The organism is Micromonospora sp. LH3U1 (assembly GCF_028475105.1).
Classification (GTDB): domain Bacteria; phylum Actinomycetota; class Actinomycetes; order Mycobacteriales; family Micromonosporaceae; genus Micromonospora.
The window spans coordinates 1,177,849-1,195,326 of record NZ_CP116936.1 but is presented as its reverse complement, the minus strand read 5'-3'; the positions used below and the strand labels follow the sequence as shown (position 1 = coordinate 1,195,326).

Genomic DNA, 17,478 nt, shown 5'->3' with positions numbered 1-17,478 from the left:
TGAATCAGCCGCCCGCTCGGGTATGGATGACAGGGCAACGAAGATGACGAGAAGGAGCCGCAATGGCCAACACGATTCCCGACATCAGCCTGAACGACGGCACCACCATTCCGCAGCTCGGCTTCGGGGTGTTCCAGATCGAGCCGAAGGACACCGTCGCGGCGGTGACCACGGCGCTTGAGGTCGGCTACCGGCACATCGACACCGCCGAGATGTACGGCAACGAGGCCGAGGTCGGCGAGGCGGTACGCGTGTCCGGCCTCGACCGGGGCGCGGTCTACGTGACCAGCAAGTTGAACAACGGCTTCCACCGCCCCGACGACGCCCGCAAGGCGTTCGACTCGACGCTCGCGGCGCTGAAGATGGACTACATCGACCTGTTCCTGATCCACTGGCCGCTGCCGACCCTGTACGACGGCGACTTCGTCTCGACCTGGAAGGTGCTGGAGGAGTTCCAGCGCGACGGCCGCGCCCGTTCCATCGGCGTGTCGAACTTCCAGGTGTCGCACCTGCGGCGGCTGGCCGACGAGGCGAGCGTCGTGCCGGCGGTGAACCAGATCGAGGCGCACCCGTACTTTGGTAACGACGAGGTCCGCGCCTACGGCCGCGAGCACAACATCCTCACCGAGGCGTGGTCACCCATCGCGCAGGGCAAGGTGCTGGACGACCCGACTGTGGTCGACATCGCCGGGCAGCTCAACCGGACCCCGGCGCAGGTGGTGCTCCGCTGGCACGTGCAGCGCGGCGACATCATCTTCCCGAAGTCGACCACCCCGAAGCGGATCGAGGAGAACACTCGGATCTTCGACTTCGAGCTGGACGACGCGGCGATGGAGCGGATCACTGAGCTGAACAAGGGCGAGGCCGGGCGGCAGGGTCCGAACCCGGACACCTTCGCCTACGTCCCCCGCTGATCCGAACCCGCCGTCCGGCGGGCATGTCTCCAGCGAGCGTGATACCTCAGAGTCATCTTGATGAGTCTGAGGTATCACGCTCTTTCGGTGGGGACTCGCTCGGCGATCCGGCGGAACGCCGCCTGGGTCGGCGAGCCGGGCTCGGGGACATAGACGATCATCCGCTGGTCGGTCTCTGGTACCAACAGCACCCGGCACTCGAACTCCAACGGCCCCAGGTCGGGGTGCGGCACCCGTTTGACGACGGGACGGCGTTCCTCGACGTCGTGCTCGGCCCAGAGCTGGGCGAACCGGGGCGAGGTGCCGAGCAGTTCGGTGACCAGCTCGCGGATCGCCGGGTCGGCCGGGTAGCGGCCGTAGGCGGCCCGCAGATCCGCGACCGTGCTGCGAACGAACCGGCGTGTTTCGGCGTCGTTCCAGTGGCCGCTGGTCATCGGCTGCCGAAACGTCCAGCGGATCATGTTGCGGTCCGCGGCGGGCACGGCCGCGAGGTTCCCCATGAAGTACGTGGACAGGTGGTTCCAGGCCAGCACCTGGTAGGCGGCGTCGACGAGGTACGCCGGAGTTTCGGTCATCGCGTCGAGCAGGTGCCGCAGGCCGGGTGGCACCTCCCGGCTCGGCCCCCGGGTCGGGGGCGGGTTCTCCCCGGCGAGCCGGAACAGGTACTCGCGCTCGTCCCCGCTCAGCAGCAGCGCCCGGGCCATCGAGGCGAGCACCTGCCGGGACGGGTGCGGGCTGCGCCCCTGCTCCAGACGGATGTAGTAGTCGATCGACATCCCGGCGAGCTGGGCCACCTCCTGACGGCGCAGCCCGGGGGTGCGTCGGCGTTCACCCTCGGGGAGCCCGACCTCGGCGGGGCGCAGCCGGGCCCGGCGGGTGCGCAGGAACGCCGCCAGTTCGTCACGCCGCAGGCCGCTGCTCGTCATGCCTCCAGCATGCCCCGGGCAGGACCAGCGAGGGTGGTACCGCTGGTCCCAGCCTCAGCCCGTCTCTCCCCGGGCGCCGCTGACAGGGACAGGCTCGACGGCATGACGAACATGACCGCCCTGATCACCGGGGCCAACAAGGGGATCGGATTCGCCACCGCCCGACAGCTCGGCGGACTCGGGATGACAGTGCTGGTGGGCGCGCGGGACGTCGAGCGGGGCCGGGCAGCGGAACGGGAGCTGCGTGACGGCGGCGCGGACGCCCGGTTCGTGCCGCTGGACGTGACCGACGCCGAGTCGGTGGCCGCCGCCGCGAAGCTGGTGGAGGCGGAGTATGGCCGGCTGGACGTGCTGGTCAACAACGCCGGCATCGTGCTCGGCGACGGTGCGCGGGCGCTGCCCAGCGACACGACCGTGGCGACGCTGCGCCGGGTTTACGAGACGAACGTGTTCGGGGTGGCGGCGGTGACCAACGCGCTGCTGCCGTTGCTGCGCCGGGCACCGGCGGCACGGATCGTCAACGTCTCCAGCGAGGTCGGGTCGATCGCGGTGATGACCGACCCGGACGGTGCGCTGTTCGGGCTGACGTCCGTGCCGTACCCGTCGTCGAAGGCGGCGCTGAACATGCTCACCGCGATGTACGCCAAGGAGCTGCGGGACACTCCGATCAAGGTGAACGCGGCGAACCCGGGCTACTGCGCCACGGACCTCAACGGCAACAACGGCTTCCGCACGCCCGAGCAGGGTGCCGAGGTGAGCGTGCACCTGGCGACGCTGCCCGCCGACGGGCCGAGCGGGTTGCTCTGGGGCTTCCAGATGGACGCCGGCGGTGGGTACGGCGTGCTGCCCTGGTGACGGTGAGCGCTTGACCTGGAGTGCGCTCCAGCCGGCAGGGTGACCCGTGCGCCCACCGGTAGGGCGCACGAGAGGAGATCACCATGCGGTACCGCACGATCGGCGCTGACCCGGCGACCCGGCGCGAGGTCAGCGTGCTCAGCCTCGGCGCGATGCTCTTCGGTAGCGCCACCGACGAGGCCACCTCGTACGCGATCCTCGACCGGTACGTCGAGGCTGGTGGCACGTTCATCGACACGTCGGACAACTACGCGTTCTGGGTGGACGGCGGGCAGGGCGGGCAGAGCGAGGAACTGCTCGGCCGGTGGCGGCGCAGCCGGGGCGTCGGTGCCGAGATCGTCATCGCCACCAAGCTGGGCGCTCGACCGCTGGCCCCGGGGACCAGCTACCTGGACAACGCCGAGGGGCTTTCCGCCAAGGTGATCCGCGAGTCCGCGGAGCGCAGCCGGGAACGGCTCGGGGTGGAGCGACTGGACCTGCTCTACGCACACATCGAGGACCGGACCGTGCCGCTCCAGGAGACCGTGGAGGGCTTCGCCGAACTGGTCGCCGAGGGCACGGTGGGTCTGCTGGGTGCCAGCAACCACCGGGCCTGGCGGGTGGAGCGGGCCCGCGCGTTGGCCGCCGCCGCCGGCCTGCCGGGGTACGAGGTGCTCCAGTACCACCGCAGTTACCTGCCGAACCGCACCGACCTGATCAGCGAACTGGACCCGGACGGCGAGCCGGGCGGCGTCAGCGGCGACCTGCTCAGTTACCTGCGTGCCGAGCCCGAGCTGACCCTGGTGGCGTACTCGCCGCTGCTCAAGGGGGCGTTCACCCGGGCGGACAAGCCGCTCAGCTCGGCGTACGACCTGCCGAGCGCGCCCCGGCGACTGGCCGCGCTGCGGGAGGTGGCCGGGCAGAGTGGCGCGACGGTCAACCAGGTGGTGCTCGCCTGGCTGCTGGGCGGTGAGCTGCCGTCCATCCCGCTGGTGGGCGCCTCGTCGGTGGCGCAACTGGAGGAGAGCCTGGCAGCGGTCGACCTGGAGCTGACCGCCGAGCAGCGGCACCGCCTCGACACCACCTGGTGACCGGTCACCGGCCGCCCCGCCGACCTCAGCCCCCGGTCGGCGGGGCGGTCAGGTCGAGCTGCCAGTCGTTGGCGCGCATCAGCTGCCCCGGCGGGTATTCGAAATCCGTCTCGCCGAGCAGGGTGAAGCCGGCCTTGCGGCAGACCGCGTTCGAGGCGGGATTGTCGACCGAGGGGTAGGCGTGGGCGTAGCGCCGGTCCTGCCGAGCGCGCAACACGTCGACGACCGCACGCACCGCGACGGTGGCCAGCCCCTGCCCCCGGTACGCGGGCAGCACCGCCCAGCCCAGCTCGTACACCGGTTGCTCGCGCCACTCACGTGCCCAGTAGCCGACGCTGCCCGCCCGTGCGCCGTCCGCCAGCACCAGCGTGAACATGCAACCCTGGCCGGTCTCGGCGAAGTGCACATACCGGTCGTGCCGGGCGAGCACCTGCTCGTCGGTCTCCGGGCCGCCGGTGTGCTTGCGAGTGTCCGGTGAGTTGAGCTGCCGCAGCAGGTCGAGGTCGTCCTCGTGCCACGGTTCGATGCCTACCTGTGCCATGCCCACTCCCCCTGTTCGTCGACCCCAGTCAAGCCGACCCCTCTGACATTCCACCTCGAAACGCCGCCCGCTAGATCGGATCTAGCGGGCGGCTCGCCGCTTCCTCGCGCCTGATGGGTGGAACCGACAGCTCGGGAGGGGGGATGATGACACCGCTCAGGATCGCCGTGATCATCGGCAGCACCCGGGAGGGGCGGGTCGGCGACCGCGTCGCCGGCTGGTTCATCGATCAGGCCGCGCGGCACGACGACCTGGCGGTGACGGTCGTTGACCTGACCGAGTACGACTTCCCGGCCAGCTATCCCGCCGAGCCGACCGCGTCCATCCGGGCGTTCGTGCGTGAGGTGGGCCGGGCGGACGCGTTCGTCGTGGTCACCCCCGAGTACAACCACAGCTTCCCGGCACCCTTGAAACAAGCCATCGACTACGCGTACGACGAGTGGCAGGCCAAACCGGTCGGCTTCGTGTCGTACGGCTGTCGTTCCACCGGCCTGCACGCGGTCCACCAGCTGCGCACCGTCTTCACCGCGCTGCACGCGATGACGGTGCGCGACGTCGTCGGGATCGACCTGCTCGCCGGCGAGCCGACACCGCAGTGCACCGACGAGCTGCGCCGGGACGCCAGCGTCCTGCTCGACCAGCTCCGCTGGTGGGGTCTGGCCCTGCGCGACGCCCGGGCGGCTCGACCGTACGTCTCCTGAATTCGTCTGACGGAAGGTAAGGATCATGAGTAGACGCACCACCGGCCTGGCCATCGAGGCCGAGGGGCTCACCCGCTCGTTCGGGGAGACCCGGGCGCTGGCCGGCATCGACCTCCAGGTGCCCGCCGGCACCGTCTACGGCCTACTCGGCCCGAACGGGGCGGGCAAGACCACCGCCGTCCGGGTGCTCGCGACGTTGCTGCGCCCCGACGGTGGCTCGGCGCGGGTCTTCGGGCACGACGTGGTCACCGAGGCCGACAAGGTCCGGTCCCGGGTCAGCCTCACCGGCCAGTACGCCTCGGTCGACGAGGACCTGACCGGTACGGAGAACCTGGTGCTCCTCGCCCGCCTGCTCGGCCTGCGCAAGCCGGCCGCCCGTGAACGGGCCGCCGCCCTGCTCGCCGCGTTCGGTCTGACCGAGGCGAGCGACCGCCAGGTGAAGAAGTACTCGGGTGGGATGCGTCGGCGCATCGACATCGCCGCCAGCATCCTCAACACCCCCGACCTGCTCTTCCTCGACGAGCCGACGACCGGTCTCGACCCACGCAGTCGCAACCAGGTGTGGGAGATCGTCCGGGCCGTGGTGTCGCACGGCACGACGGTGCTGCTGACCACGCAGTACCTCGACGAGGCCGACCAGCTCGCCGGGCGGATCGCGGTCGTCGACCACGGCCGGGTGATCGCGGAGGGCACCCCGGGCGAGCTGAAGTCGTCGGTCGGCTCCGGCACCGTCCACCTGCGACTGCGTGATCCTGGTCAGCGGCCCGAGGCGGAGAAGGTGCTCCGGGAGGCGCTCGACGTGCCGGTGCAGCTCGCCGCCGATCCGGTGGCATTGACCGCCCGGGTCGGTGAGGCCGGCACCGACCTCGACGCCAGCGCCCAGGCCGCTCGCGCGCTCGGCGACCTGGCCCGTGCCGGCATCGTCGTCGACAACTTCTCCCTCGGTCAGCCGAGCCTGGACGAGGTCTTCCTGGCTCTGACCGATCACCCCGCCGTGCCGGCCGACGAGCGCGACGACGAGCTGGAGGCAGCCCGATGAGCAACGTCACGACCACCACGACCGAACGGGCGCCGTCCGTCTACGTCCCGTCCGCCGAGGCGCTGGCGACCGTTCTCGCGCCCGGTGCCCGACCGCCTCGACCGAGCGCGCTGGGCGCGTCGCTCACCTTCGGCTGGCGGGCCATGTTGAAGATCAAGCACGTGCCGGAGCAGCTCTTCGACGTGACGGCGTTCCCGATCATCATGGTGCTGATGTTCACGTACCTGTTCGGCGGCGCCCTCGCCGGCAGCCCGCGTGAATACCTGCAGTTCTTCCTGCCCGGCATCATGGTGACCAGCGTCGTGATGATCACCATGTACACCGGTGTCGGCCTCAACACCGACATCGAGAAGGGCATCTTCGACCGGTTCCGGACGCTGCCCGTCTGGCGCCCGGCCGCCCTGGTCGGCATGATCTTCGGCGACGTGCTGCGCTACATCCTCGCCGCCCTGGTGATCCTGGGCCTGGGGCTGGTGCTCGGGTTCCGGCCCGAGGGCGGGGTGGTCGGCGTTGCCGCCGGGATCGGGCTGTTGGTGGTCTTCTCGTTCGCGTTCTCCTGGGTGTGGACGTTCTTCGGGCTGATCCTGCGCAGTGAGAAGTCGGTGATGGGGGTCAGCATGATGGTGCTGTTCCCGCTGACGTTCCTGAGCAACGTGTTCGTCGAGCCGAGCACCATGCCCGGCTGGCTCCAGGCGTTCGTGAAGGTCAACCCGGTGACGCAGCTGGTGGCCGCGATCCGCGGCGCGATGAGCGGCGAGTCCGACCCGTCGGCCACCATGTGGTTGCTGCTGTGGAGCGCGGGATTCGTGCTCGTCTTCGGGTCGCTGACCATGTACAGGTACAACCGCCGCTGACCCTGATCCGAGCGACGGGCGCCGCCACAGCGGTGGCGGCGCCCGTCGGCTCTCGTCTGGACGCTCGGGTGAACGCCGCCGGTCAGATGACCGCCGGCACCTCGGCTCGGATCGTGCCGCGCAGGCGGGTGGCGTCCTGGCTGGGAGGCGCGCCGAACTGGCGACGATATTCGCGGCTGAACTGCGACGGGCTCTCGTAGCCGACCCGGATGCCCACCCCGGTGATGTCGTTGGGGTGCGTGGCGAGCAGGAGCCGCGCCTCCTGCAACCGGATCTGCTTCTGGAACTGGATCGGGCTCATGGCGGTCACCGCCTGGAAGTTGCGATAGAACGCCGACACGCTCATCCCGGTCAGCCGCGCCAGATCCTCCACCCGGAACGGCTGCGCATAGTGGTCGCGGATCCACCGGACCGCCCGGGCGATGTGACTGAGGCTGCTGTCGGCCAGACCGAGCTGCCGTACGGCCGCCCCCTGCTCCCCGCTGAGCAGCAGCCACAGGATCTCCCGCTTGATCAGAGGTGCGAGCACCGTGACGTCCCGGGGCCGGTCCAGCAGCCGAAGCAGTCGGATCACCGCGTCGCCGAGCTCGTCGGGAGCGTCGCTGACCACCATCCCCGACGGCGTCGGCCCGGCCAGGGGCGGGAGGTCGCCCGGCGCCGCCTGCAGCAGCAACTCCGCGACCATGGCCGGGTGTAGCACCAACCCGAACCCCAGAGCCGGCGCGTCGTCGCTTGCCTGGGTGAAGCGGCCGGTGACCGGCAGGTCGACCGACGCGACAAGGTACTGGCCGGCCCGGTACTCGTACACGCGGTCGCCCAGCGCCATCTGTTTGGCGCCTTGAGCGATGAGTGCCAGCACGGTGCCCGACATCGACGTGGTCGGTGCCGTCTGCTGTTCGACCTTCGAGATCAGCACCCCGTCGATGGCGGTGCTCATGTCCGGTCGGGCGTGACGGGCCAGCAACGCCCGCAGCTCGTCGAGGTCCACGACCCGATTGAACCACAGGACCGATCCTCGCTACAACGAGAGGATCAGGCAAGGGACAGCGAGCATCTGTCTAACGATTCTGCTGGTGGCAGTGCTTCCATTGGAGTGTCAGTTTCCCAGAGAGCGCAGCGCAGCTCGACGATGAGGAGTCTCCAGCATGTCTGTTCACCACGGGTTCCAGGCCACCATGACCGCCCAGCCGGGAAAGGCGGACGAGCTGATCCAGTTGTTGCTCGACGCGCCGTCCCTGCCGCACGACGACTGCCTCGTCTTCCTGGTGTCCCGCTCGGCGTCCGACCGCGACGTCGTCCACGTCATCGAAGGCTGGACCAGCGCCGAGGCGCACAGCGCGTTCTTCGCTGGCGAGCAGGCGCAGGCCCTGGTCGCGAAGCTTCAGCCGCTGCTGGCCGGCGACTCGGCGTACACCGACGCGGTGCCGGTCGGCGGCAAGGCGACCTTCTGACCCGGCGACCACACCCGTCACCCCTACCCGTATCAGCGAAAGGATCCTGATGAACTCCCCCCGACCGGGCATCGACCCCGAGTTGCTCGTCCCCCTGGCCGAGCTGCCGCCGATGCCGCCCCTCGGCCCCGAGGTGATCGAACTACTGCGCCACTTCCCCCAACCGCCGATCGAGACCCACCTGGAAGGCCGGGCGGTCGAGCGGCGCGAGGTCACCGTTCCCGCCGGTGACGGAACGCCGATCCCGCTGTCCATCCTCAGTCCCACCGATCGTGCCGCCGGCGCGCCCTGCGTCTACTGGATCCACGGCGGCGGAATGATGTGGGGCGACCGCTTCTCGAACATCGATGTCCCGCTGGAATGGCTCGACCGGTTCGGCGCCGTCGTGATCACCGTGGATTACCGGCTGGCCCCGGAGGCAACCGGTACGACCCTGGTCGACGACTGCTACCAGGGCCTGCTCTGGGTCGCCGAGAACGCCGTGGACCTCGGCATCGACCCGGCCCGCATCGTCGTAGCCGGTGCCAGCGCCGGAGGTGGCCTGGCGGCAGGAGTCACGCTCATGGCTCGCGACCGCAACACCCCGACCATCGCCGCCCAGTTGCTGTCGTGCCCCATGCTCGACCACCGCAACGACACCATCTCCAGCCGTCAGTACAGCGGGCTGGACGGCGTGTGGACCCGGGAGATGAACGAGTTCGGGTGGCGCAGCGTCCTCGGCGAGCACACCGACCAGAACGTCTCCGCGTACGTCTCACCCGCGCTGGCGGCCGACCTGTCCGGTCTGCCAACCACGTACATCGACGCCGGGACCGCCGAGGTCTTTCGCGACGAGGACGTCAGCTACGCGACCCGGATCTGGGCCGCCGGTGGCCAGGCCGAGTTGCACCTGTGGGCCGGCGGCTTCCACGGACTCTCGGCGCTGTTCCCCCAGGTCCGCGTGTCAGCCGCGGCACGGCGCGCCCAGACCGGCTGGCTCGCCCGGGTCCTGGACCCCAGCCCCGATCTCAAGGACTGAGCCGAACCCACGGCCGGCGCTGACCAGCCGTCGCGCCGGCCGTGGGTTCAGAGCCGCCAGGGCAGCGGCTCGGGTGGCAGGTAGCGGCACGTGCTGCCGGTCGAGACGGAGTCGCGCAGGTGGCTGGCCAGGGCCGGGTGCCGCTCGTCGAGCTTGCGCAGCGTGTCCCGGATCCGGGCGGTCACCGTCTTGCGGGCCCGTTCCGCCTCGTCGCCCAGGCGGCGGGTGCGGCCGGCCAGCCCCGCTGCCGCGCGCAGCTCGTCGAGCAGCGCACCCCGCTCGGCGTCCAGGGTGGACACCTTCCGGTCGTCGTCGCGCGCGGCAGCCCGGTCGATTTCCTCGTCGAGGCGTGCCAGGTGCCGCCGGTAGCGGGCCTTCGCCTCGTCGTCGAGGACCGGGTCGGCACCCATCCTTCGGGCGGCCACCAGCTCCGGGCCGGCGGCCGGGTCGAGCAGCTCGACCGAAGGCACGTCGCTGCCCGGCCGGCTCAACAGCAGATGCAGGTCGTGCAGGCCCTTGGCGTCGGGCAGGTGCACCACGACACCGTCGTACGCGAGTTGCCAGACCGGCCCGTCGCGCCGAAACTCGTACCCCTCGGTTGCCGGCGCGACCACCGCGACCTGGCTGGGCGCGGCGACCTGGCCTGGCCCGGCCGCCCTGCCCGGCCCGACGACCTGGTCTGGCACGCCGGCCGGGCTCGGCCCGACGAGCTGGCCCGACCCGCCGGCCGGGCTCGGCCCGACGGCCTGGTGTGCGGCGGCGTCGGGGGGATGGAGGCGGTGAGCCGGTGGAGCACCTGCGTCATGCCGAGGGCGGTTGCTTGCTGGGCGGTGGTGGCGCGCAGCGCGGCCACCGTCGCGGCGTCGTCCGGGTGGCCGCGGCCAGCGAGGGCATTCGCCAGGCCGGCGCGGGCGAGGAGCGACCAGGGGCGGGAGCCCAGCCGGTCGGCGGTGTCGCGGGCCGCCGTGAACCCGGCGATGGCGTCGTCCCAGCGTTCCTGGGCGGCGTCGATCAACGCGAGCCAGTGGTCGACGGGGCCACTGATGTCGCAGCCGAACAGCGCGACCGTCCACTCTCCACGGTGTGGGGCGAGCGCGGCCCGAGCGGCGTCGCAGCGCTGCGGGTCGTGGGAGGCGGCGGCGACCTGCGCGCGCAACCGCAGCCAGAGCGGCGACACCGGACGGGGGTACCGGATGTTGGCGGCCTCGATGCCGGCGGTCAACCGGATCGCCGTCGCGTCGTCGCCACGCTCTGCCGCGGTGATCGCCCGCAGCAACTCGTGGTAGGGGTAGTCGACCGGTGTCAGCCCGTCCAGCAGGGTGTCGACCTCGGTGAACCGGCCCTGGAGCAGCAGTCGGGACCAGCGCAGGTGATGGCCCATGAACCCGAACTCGGCATGGCTCGGGTCGGCGACGTCGGTGAGGCTGGTGAACCGCTCGTCGGCCTCGTCGAAGTCACCCCGGAAAGCGGCGATGATCCCGCTGTCGACGGTCGCCGAGATCTGGTGCCGGGTGAGGTCGCCCTGCCGGTCCGCGTTGACGAAGGTGGTGAACTCCTCGATGAAGCCGGGGTCGCCCAACTCCAGCAACGCCACCCAGCGCAGCGAGGTGGCCCACAGCTCGGTCTCCCGGTCTGACGTCCGGCGGGCCACGTCCCGGATCTCGGCGGTCAGCGCGGCACGGGCCGCTGCGGTGCCCAGGCCCCAGGTGGTGTCGTGGCGGGCCCAGAGGCTGAAGGTGAGCGCCTCGTCGTCCTGCCCACGACGGGCGATCGTCTCGGTTGCGGTGATCAGGTCGGCGACCAGCGTGCCGACCGACGCGTCGGCGTCCGGTTGGCCGATCAGCCGCCGGTACGCCTCACGCACCAGCTCCGCCGCCTCGATCGAGTGGACGGTCTCCACCTGGCGGGCGCGGTTGACGATGAGCGCGACGCGGGCCAGCAGCACCGGGTCGTCGAGTGTGCGAGCCAGCACGCCGGCCTCGCTGAGCAGCGCCGTGGCCTCGTCCCGGCCGGCGTGGTGGTATTGCGCCTCGCCGAACTCGACGAGCATCCGCACCCGTTGCTCGCGGTCGTCGACGACCTCCAGCGCCCGGCGAAAGTGCACCGCCCCCTCGTCGGCGGCCAACCGGCCGAACGCGTCCCGCCCGGCGGCGACCAGCAGCGTGGCCACCCGGGCCCGGGCGAGCGTGGGGCCGGCCAGGTACGCGTGGCGGGCGAGGTCGGCCGGGACCAGCAGGTCGGTGAGCTCCTGCAGGTCGTCGACCGCCCGCACGACCGCGCCGTGCCGGGCATGCCGGTCGTCGTCGGTCAGGCCGTCGTAGAGCGTCTCCCGGACCAGGTCGTGGGCGAACGCGAACCGGCCGCCGCCCCGGGCGACCATCAGCCGGGCGGTCACCGCCCGGTCGAGCAGCCGGTCGACCTGTGCCACCGGGGCGGCCACACACGCGGCGAGGACCTGGCGGTGAAACCCGCGACCCAGCACGGAGGCGACGGTGAGCGCCTCGACCACGGCCGAGGGCAACTGGGCCAGACGACGCCGGACCGCTTCCCGTACGCCGGGTGCGATGGTGCCGGCCGCGTCGTCGGCGAGCCACAGCCGGGCGGTCTGCTCGATGAAGAACGGGTTGCCGCCGGTACGCCGGTGCACCTCGTCGACCAGGCCGGCGTCGGGCTCCCGCCCGGCGGTCCGTGCCATCAGTGCGGCCACCTCGTCGCGGGAGAGGCCGGTGAGGGTGATCGTGGTGGCCTTCGCGACCAGCGGCATCAGTAGTGGGCGCAACGGGTGCTCACCCGACTCGACCTCGGCGTCGCGGTAGGTGCCGATCAGTAGTAACCGCTCGAACCAGGCGTGCTGGGCGGTGAAACTCAGCAACCGCAGTGAGGCCGGGTCGGCCCAGTGCAGGTCGTCGAGGACGACCACGACCGGCCGGTGCTGGGAGACCGCGACCAGCGCGGCGGTCACCGCGTCGTACAGCGCGAACGCCTCACGGTCGGCGACGTCCCCGCCCGTGTCGACGCCGGCCCAGCTGGCGGTGCGGTTGGCCTGATCGCCGCTGGTGTCGGACTCACCGAGCAGGACCGCGAGGGCCGGCTCGGCCGACTGCCGCGCCACCGCCCAGTCGTCTGCGGAGCGCCGCAGGCCGCGCAGCACCTGCACCCACGGCCAGTAGCCGGGGGCGCTGTCGGAATCCCAGCAGGCCGCGCCGAGCACCAGCGCACCGCGCTGCCGGGCCTCCCGCGCCGCCGCCGTGACGAGGGTCGTCTTGCCGATGCCGGGCTCGCCGGTGACCAGGGCGAGACCCCCGTGGCTGGTGGTCGCCCGGTCCATCTCAACGCGCAGCAGACCTGCGGGGTGATCCCGCCCGATGATGGCGTCGCCGCGCCGCGCGTCCATGGTTTCCAGACGGTACTGGACCCCTCCGACACCGCGAGCGAGTTATCCGAGCGGCGGTCGATTCAGACCCTATCCTTCCGCAAGCTTCCCTATCAGGGTAGGTTAGGGAGCGATGAAGGAAGACATGTACTCGGTCGAGCAGGTCGCCGACCGGCTGGGGCTACACGTGCGTACGGTGCGCGGCTACATCCGCTCCGGCCGACTGAGAGCCGTGCGGATCGGCAAGCAGTACCGGATCGCCGCCAACGATCTCGACGCACTCACCGGTCAGACTCCAGCCGCCACCCGCGTCAGTGGGCACGCGGAGGTGTCGAGCATCGTGCAGATCGACGGCGTCGACCGGGCCGCCGCCGACCGGCTCGGCACGCTCATGCTCGCCAGCGCCAACACCGGCCATGACCAGGCCCACCCGCTGCGGGTGCAGACGGTGCACGACGAGGAACGCCACCGCATGAAGATCATTATTTTGGGCGACCCTGCCGCCACCGCTGAGCTGCTGCACCTGCTCGACGCCGTCCTCAACGCCGACAACGGCCTGCTCGACCGGGAGGTCCACGATGCCTGACGAGATCCAGGAACGCGCCGGGGTGCAGGTGCTGGTCTGCGACCCGGCCGGCCCACCGGTCGCCACCGAGCAGGACGCGCTGGACCTGATCGGGGCGGCGTTCCTCGGCGCCCAGGTGGTGGCCATGCCGGCCAGCCGGCTTGACGAGCGCTTCTTCTCACTGGGCACCCGCTTCGCCGGCGACGTGATGCAGAAGTTCGTCAACTACCGGCTACGGCTGGCCGTCGTCGGCGACATCTCGGCGCAGCTCGCGGAGAGTTCCGCGTTGCGCGCCCTGGTGCACGAGTCGAACCAGGGCGGGCAGATTTGGTTCGTCCCCGACCTCGACGCGCTCGACACCCGCCTGCGCGCTGCGTCCTAGCCGCTTCAGTCGTCGCGGACGACCATCATCTCCACCGTGTCCGCCTCCACACCCCTGGCCTGGGCCTGCTCGGCTGCCCAGCGCAGATAGGCCAGCCACTCCTCGGATGACCACCCGTTTCGGCGGCCGACGCCGGCCTCAGCGGGGAGACGGCTGGCCACGACACGGTCGAGGATCAGAGGCTGCACACCACCCACCCCTCGTTGATAGCCGGCGAAGTAGAGGACCTTCGTGAACAAGCCCGGCCCCAACCACGGCAGGCGGGCATGGTCGGGGTCGCCGAAGCGGCGGTACGCCGTACGCAGCCCGTCCTCGTCGGACACTGGGTCCTTCAGCGCGTACGCCAGGCGTTTGCCGTCCGGATCGGCGCCGAGCGACCTGGTGGCGCGCCACGGGCCGTACCCGATGGGTCCGTAACCCCAGATCAGCACGGCGGCCAGCAGTTGCCGCGCGCTCGCGGAGCCGGCCCGGTATGCGTCGGCCACCGCGAAGACGTCGCGTCGCCAGATCTCGCCGCTCGCCGGAAGGGTGTCGGGCCACGCGTCCGGCGGCAGCCCCGCCCGCCACCGGTCGATGTTCACGGTGACCGGGGCCCGCTCACCCGGTAACACCAGACCTTCGGTCGTCTGCATGGTCGCCTCCCCAGATCGCGCGCTCGCGGAACTCCCTGGTTCGGACGCTATGGTCGGGCGCTTTCCCATGCAGCCCGCCGACGGCAAATCGCGGTATCGACTGCATGGGCGCCTGCCTACTGGGCAGCCAACAGCGACACCGCAACTGGCGGGATCGAGAACGTCGCACGGTTGATCTACGGTGCTCCCGTGCTTCCCCGAAACGTGAAGATCATCGATCAGGTCCGCGCCGAGGCGCTGCGCCGCGGCATCCCCGCTGACGACGTGGAGCGCTGGCTGGAGCTCGCCCGCCCGTCTGCCTTCCTGACACAGGAGGGTGACGGGCCGGTCGTGGGCGCCATCCGTGGGCCCGTGATGCTTCCGGCCGATGCCGAGGACCCCGAGTATCCCTTGATCGCCACCATCGACTGCGCTGCTCTTCCGGCAGACGTGACCGACCTTCCACTACCGTCCGACGGCCAACTGCTGCTGTTCGGCTGGCCCGAAGAACACGGCTGGGGCGAGGTGAGGTATGTGCCGGCAGACGTGGCGGTCGAGGAGCGAGCGCAGTATCCGCCTGACTTCCCTCCGGACGACGACGAGTACGCAGAGGTCTATTACGAGATCCCGCAGGGCGATCTGCACCTCACTGTCGACATCTCTCTGCCCTACGTCAAGACGATCCCGGGGCCCCCGTGGTCTCCGCCGCTGCCGGGAGATCCCCCGTTCGAAGAGATGACCGAGGTGTGGAAGGAAGTCCTGGATAAGGCGCCGGACGGCCCGTTCTCCTCTGGAGGCTGGAAGTCGCCGCTGCTGTTGGGCGGCTACGGCACTGAATGCAACGGTTTCAACCCCGCGTGGTTGGCGGCCACCGGCTCGGGCCGGTCCGGCCAGGGCGGGTCAGTGCGAGGGGTTGATGGGCCACCCGACCATGGTGACTGGGTTGTGCTGGCCGAGTTCCACGGCGGCAGACAGGGCGGCGCGAGCATCCACTGGGTGATCCAGCGTGCCGACCTGAAGGAGCGACGCTTCGACCAGGCCAGGGTCCTCGTCTACTGGAATCCGTGAGGCAGGACGGGCGCGGACGGAACGGTCTGTCGGGGCCGACCGGCCGCGGGTAGCGACGCGACGTGGCCACCCCGGGCGCTGCGGGGTGGCCACGTCGGACGACCTGGCGGTTACGCGGTGGCGCAGATGGCGTACGCCGTGTCGGACCAGTTGCCGGCGAAAGCGTCCTCCTCGTACGCGCCGGACGCGGCGGACGTCGGAGCGGTGGCGGGGCCGCCGTTGGGCCGGAAGTCGTCGACGATGCCCTCGCCGGTCACCCCGTTCAGCTCGTAGCCGGCGCCGGTCAGCACCTTCCCGACGGGGCAGTTCGCGACGACGCTGCGGAAGTCGAGTGAGTTGCTGACGCCCACCGTGGAGGCTCGCACCAGGCCCGGCAGCGGGTTCGCGCAGATCGCGTACGCGGTCGCGGACCAGCTCAGGGCCGTCGCGTCCGACTCGTACGCGCCGACGGTGATCGAGGTTGGTGCCGCGGCGACGCCGCCGTTGGGGCGGAAGTCGTCGACGACACCCTCGCCGGTGACGCCGTTCAGTTCGTAGCCCGTACCGGTCAGCACCTTGCCGACCGGACAGGTGGCCGTGGTGGAGTGGAAGTCGGCCGAGTCGCTGACGCTGACCGTGGAGACCCGCACGAGGCCGGGCAGCGGGTTGGCGCAGATGGCGTACGCCGTCACCGACCAGTTGCCCGCGAACGCCTCCGTCTCGTAGGCGCCAACGGTGACGGCGTTCGGCGGGGCGGCCGGGCCGCCGTTGGGGCGCAGGTCGTCGACGATGCCCTCGCCGGTGACGCCGTTCAACTCGTAGCCGGTGCCGGTCAGCACCTTCCCGGCCGGGCACGTCGCGGTGACGCTGTGGAAGTCGGTCGAGTTGCTGACGCTGGTGGCGGCGACCCGCACGAGGCCGGGGACCGCGGCGGACGCCGGGCTCGCCGGGGCGATCACCGCTCCGGTCGCGACGAGACCGAGCGCGAGTACGGACGCTCGTGCACCGAACCGTCGGGCTTGATTCTTGGTACGCATATATATCTCCCGTCTGAGGCCCGAGCGGCGGGTGTTACGACGCCGACTCCAAGGCCGTTCCTGATGACGGGTTGACGGTAGGTAGTCACCTGACCAGGCATTATCTCCAAACCGACTACGTCGTGTAGCGGACCACGGGCGCGGATCTTAGCCCACATATTGATAGCTGGCTATTATTTTCGAGTGCGCGCCCCTAGCATTCGCACTATGCGTGCTCGCCGTGTCACCGCCGTCGTCGCCCTCGCCGCGCTGGCGAGCCTGCTCGCCGTCAACGCCGCAAGCGCCGACGGCCCGGCAATCAGCACCCCCGGAAGCCCAACGGTGGTGGCCAACGAACCACACCAGCTCACCCTCAGTTGGGCACCCTCCACCTGGATCGGCGATCCGGCCGCCGAGCAGCCGATCAACTATGAGGTGCAGGCGCCGCTGGGCCCCAACACGTACCGCTGGCTCGGCACCACGCTCGACACCACGATCACGCTGACCGACCTCGCACCCGGCACGACGTACCGGATCGCGGTTGCCGCCCGCGCGCTCGGCGGCTACTCCGACAGCTCGCCTGCCACCACCGTGCGCACCGCCAGCGGACGCGCAACGGTCAGCTACCTCAATCTCGACTGGGCCCCGACGAACAACCAGATTCAGCACGTCCTCCGGGTCACCAACACCGGCACCGGGCCGCTCGACCTGAGCGCGGTGCGGGTGCGCTACCACCTGCGCTTCGAGGGCGGCAACACCTCGCTGGTGCCGAACTGCGACTGGGCCGCACTGGGCTGCGACCGGATCCGGCAAACCGTGCAGTTCTTCATCCCACCGGGCGGGCCGCCCGGGTTGACGACGCCGGCGCCGCCGGGCTACCCGATCCCGGGCACCGCGGCCCCCGGCTGGGTGGAGCTGACCTTCACCAACGGGGTGCTCGAACCTGGCGCGTCGACCGGGCCGATCCAGCTACGCCACCACCGGCACAGTTGGAGTGACATCGACGAACGCGACGACCCGAGCTGGCTCGCCGCCACCGGGCAGTGGACCGAGAACGGGCGGATCACGCTGGACGTCGACGGGGTACGCGAGTTCGGCGACACGAACACCTGACG

At 70.8% G+C, this 17,478-nt stretch carries 19 protein-coding genes; 12 read left to right on the top strand and 7 right to left on the bottom strand.

The window, feature by feature from the left end; all coding sequences use genetic code 11:
* Window positions 1–62: 62 nt before the first annotated feature.
* On the top strand, window positions 63–914 hold the full coding sequence (locus PCA76_RS05550) for an aldo/keto reductase (protein ID WP_272615763.1): 852 nt from the start codon (window positions 63–65) through the stop codon (window positions 912–914).
* Window positions 915–988: 74 nt separating this feature from the next.
* Here the strand turns inward: PCA76_RS05550 and PCA76_RS05545 are convergent, their stop codons facing one another.
* Window positions 989–1,840, bottom strand: coding sequence for a helix-turn-helix transcriptional regulator (locus tag PCA76_RS05545; RefSeq protein WP_272615761.1), 852 nt, complete (start codon window positions 1,838–1,840; stop codon window positions 989–991).
* 102 nt (window positions 1,841–1,942) lie between these two features.
* Between PCA76_RS05545 and PCA76_RS05540 the strand changes: the two genes are divergently transcribed.
* Window positions 1,943–2,695, top strand: coding sequence for an SDR family oxidoreductase (locus PCA76_RS05540; protein ID WP_272615759.1), 753 nt, complete (start codon window positions 1,943–1,945; stop codon window positions 2,693–2,695).
* An 83-nt stretch (window positions 2,696–2,778) separates the two neighbouring features.
* Entirely contained in the window at window positions 2,779–3,765 is a 987-nt protein-coding gene (locus PCA76_RS05535) for an aldo/keto reductase (RefSeq protein ID WP_112680430.1), read from the top strand.
* A gap of 25 nt (window positions 3,766–3,790) precedes the next feature.
* Here the strand turns inward: PCA76_RS05535 and PCA76_RS05530 are convergent, their stop codons facing one another.
* Window positions 3,791–4,306, bottom strand: a complete 516-nt coding sequence (locus tag PCA76_RS05530) for a GNAT family N-acetyltransferase (RefSeq protein ID WP_272615756.1) — start codon at window positions 4,304–4,306, stop codon at window positions 3,791–3,793.
* 146 nt (window positions 4,307–4,452) lie between these two features.
* On the opposite strand from PCA76_RS05530, the gene PCA76_RS05525 reads away from it, so the two are divergent.
* From PCA76_RS05525 to PCA76_RS05515, 3 genes are read left to right on the top strand one after another with little or no spacing between them, the layout of a single operon-like run.
* Entirely contained in the window at window positions 4,453–5,007 is a 555-nt protein-coding gene (locus PCA76_RS05525) for an NADPH-dependent FMN reductase (RefSeq protein WP_272615754.1), read from the top strand.
* Between the two features lie 25 nt (window positions 5,008–5,032).
* Complete coding sequence (locus PCA76_RS05520; RefSeq protein ID WP_272615753.1) at window positions 5,033–6,046, top strand: ATP-binding cassette domain-containing protein; 1,014 nt, start codon at window positions 5,033–5,035, stop codon at window positions 6,044–6,046.
* Window positions 6,043–6,900, top strand: a complete 858-nt coding sequence (locus PCA76_RS05515; RefSeq protein ID WP_272615752.1) for an ABC transporter permease — start codon at window positions 6,043–6,045, stop codon at window positions 6,898–6,900. Before PCA76_RS05520 ends, PCA76_RS05515 begins: the two co-directional genes overlap by 4 nt.
* Window positions 6,901–6,982: 82 nt before the next feature.
* Here PCA76_RS05515 and PCA76_RS05510 read toward each other — a convergent pair whose 3' ends face one another.
* A complete protein-coding gene (locus tag PCA76_RS05510) occupies window positions 6,983–7,888 on the bottom strand; it encodes an AraC family transcriptional regulator (protein WP_272615751.1) in 906 nt (301 codons plus the stop codon).
* A gap of 157 nt (window positions 7,889–8,045) precedes the next feature.
* Here PCA76_RS05510 and PCA76_RS05505 point away from each other — a divergent pair, with 157 nt between their 5' ends.
* A complete protein-coding gene (locus tag PCA76_RS05505; protein WP_141908034.1) occupies window positions 8,046–8,351 on the top strand; it encodes a putative quinol monooxygenase in 306 nt (101 codons plus the stop codon).
* 49 nt (window positions 8,352–8,400) lie between these two features.
* A complete protein-coding gene (locus PCA76_RS05500; RefSeq protein ID WP_272615749.1) occupies window positions 8,401–9,369 on the top strand; it encodes an alpha/beta hydrolase in 969 nt (322 codons plus the stop codon).
* Window positions 9,370–9,416: 47 nt separating this feature from the next.
* Here the strand turns inward: PCA76_RS05500 and PCA76_RS32750 are convergent, their stop codons facing one another.
* Window positions 9,417–9,905, bottom strand: a complete 489-nt coding sequence (locus PCA76_RS32750; protein ID WP_442930204.1) for a hypothetical protein — start codon at window positions 9,903–9,905, stop codon at window positions 9,417–9,419.
* Window positions 9,857–12,763 carry an ATP-binding protein gene (locus tag PCA76_RS05495; protein ID WP_442930203.1) on the bottom strand — a complete coding sequence of 969 codons (2,907 nt, stop codon included), beginning with the start codon at window positions 12,761–12,763 and terminating at the stop codon, window positions 9,857–9,859. The genes PCA76_RS32750 and PCA76_RS05495 overlap by 49 nt, the downstream gene beginning before the upstream one ends.
* A gap of 112 nt (window positions 12,764–12,875) precedes the next feature.
* On the opposite strand from PCA76_RS05495, the gene PCA76_RS05490 reads away from it, so the two are divergent.
* The gene (locus PCA76_RS05490; RefSeq protein WP_272615748.1) at window positions 12,876–13,328 is read left to right on the top strand and encodes a helix-turn-helix domain-containing protein; all 453 of its coding nucleotides are present in this window, start codon (window positions 12,876–12,878) and stop codon (window positions 13,326–13,328) included.
* Window positions 13,321–13,689, top strand: coding sequence for a DUF4180 domain-containing protein (locus PCA76_RS05485; protein ID WP_272615747.1), 369 nt, complete (start codon window positions 13,321–13,323; stop codon window positions 13,687–13,689). Before PCA76_RS05490 ends, PCA76_RS05485 begins: the two co-directional genes overlap by 8 nt.
* A 5-nt stretch (window positions 13,690–13,694) precedes the next feature.
* Here the strand turns inward: PCA76_RS05485 and PCA76_RS05480 are convergent, their stop codons facing one another.
* Window positions 13,695–14,321 (bottom strand): 8-oxoguanine DNA glycosylase OGG fold protein, encoded by a 627-nt coding sequence (locus tag PCA76_RS05480; protein WP_272615746.1) that lies wholly within the window; start codon window positions 14,319–14,321, stop codon window positions 13,695–13,697.
* 204 nt (window positions 14,322–14,525) lie between these two features.
* On the opposite strand from PCA76_RS05480, the gene PCA76_RS05475 reads away from it, so the two are divergent.
* On the top strand, window positions 14,526–15,368 hold the full coding sequence (locus PCA76_RS05475; protein WP_272615745.1) for a DUF1963 domain-containing protein: 843 nt from the start codon (window positions 14,526–14,528) through the stop codon (window positions 15,366–15,368).
* 110 nt (window positions 15,369–15,478) lie between these two features.
* Here the strand turns inward: PCA76_RS05475 and PCA76_RS05470 are convergent, their stop codons facing one another.
* Window positions 15,479–16,384 (bottom strand): hypothetical protein, encoded by a 906-nt coding sequence (locus tag PCA76_RS05470; protein ID WP_272615744.1) that lies wholly within the window; start codon window positions 16,382–16,384, stop codon window positions 15,479–15,481.
* Between the two features lie 207 nt (window positions 16,385–16,591).
* On the opposite strand from PCA76_RS05470, the gene PCA76_RS05465 reads away from it, so the two are divergent.
* Entirely contained in the window at window positions 16,592–17,476 is an 885-nt protein-coding gene (locus PCA76_RS05465; RefSeq protein ID WP_272615743.1) for a fibronectin type III domain-containing protein, read from the top strand.
* Window positions 17,477–17,478 lie beyond the last annotated feature (2 nt).